The sequence below is a fragment of the Pseudomonas syringae pv. cilantro genome (assembly GCF_001293775.1).
GTDB lineage: Bacteria > Pseudomonadota > Gammaproteobacteria > Pseudomonadales > Pseudomonadaceae > Aquipseudomonas > Aquipseudomonas syringae_P.
Genome location: NZ_LGLN01000082.1, coordinates 2065 through 2920, shown reverse-complemented (window position 1 = coordinate 2920; position 856 = coordinate 2065). Strand labels below are relative to the sequence as shown.

Genomic DNA, 856 nt, shown 5'->3' with positions numbered 1-856 from the left:
GACGTGGGTGCTTCCAACGTTGAAGACTTCATGGCCAACCTTGAAAGCTTCGAAGAGGCTCACGATGAAATTGATTACTACGTTGTTCCAGTAACTTCTGGAACCAAGGAGCAGAAAGAGACAGCAACCATGATTGGAACGCTGGCCGCGATGGGCATTCCGGCTCACAAGATAAGATTGGTATTCAATCGGGTGAAAAGTGACGTTTATTCGGAATTCTCCATCATTATTTCCTATTACGATCTTGCACATTCGTTTATCTGCAATCGCAAGTGCGCAATATTTGAAACTGAGTTGTTCGACGCCCTTTCAGTCAAGCGTATTTCTCTCACATCGTTGATGAACGATGACACCGACTACAAGGCGTTGCTGAAAGACAAGAGCGCTGACATGCAAGATCGTGAGCTTTGGTCAGATATGTACGGTTTGAAGCTTCTAGCCAAAGGTATTAATCGTAAGCTCGATGTGGTCTTTGATGAGTTGTTCGTGGAGGAGGACGTACTATGATTCAGATTGAAAAAAATACTACCACTGCACGTGATGCTCTTATCACAGAGCTGTTGAGTGACGTGGGTCACTTGCATGACAGCATAAAAAATATACCCAAGTTGCTTGAGCTTTCAATGTATGATTCGTTAAGAATTGTCGCTGATGCTGTTGAAGATGCAGAAGATACCGCATTGTTTCTCCAGGAAAGCACTAAAGAATTGATTCAAGCCACCACGACCAAAGCGGGTCTGGATGTTGGAATAAAGCTTTCTGAGGCCATCCATGACAGCCTTTCTAATGCTTTCGAGCCTGCACTCAATCGTGCGACGGTCAAGATTGAACAACTGGAAAATCGTGTGTCTGCGTT

The 856-nt window shown here is 44.5% G+C and carries 1 protein-coding gene and 1 pseudogene; both read left to right on the top strand.

Annotation, left to right across the window (positions count from 1 at the left end):
- Positions 1 to 507: hypothetical protein (locus ABJ99_RS23890; protein WP_054087907.1), on the top strand; the 507-nt coding region annotated here is incomplete at its 5' end.
- Positions 504 to 856, top strand: a pseudogene (locus ABJ99_RS28870) (hypothetical protein); the annotation flags it as partial. The gene ABJ99_RS23890 and the pseudogene ABJ99_RS28870, both read left to right, overlap by 4 nt.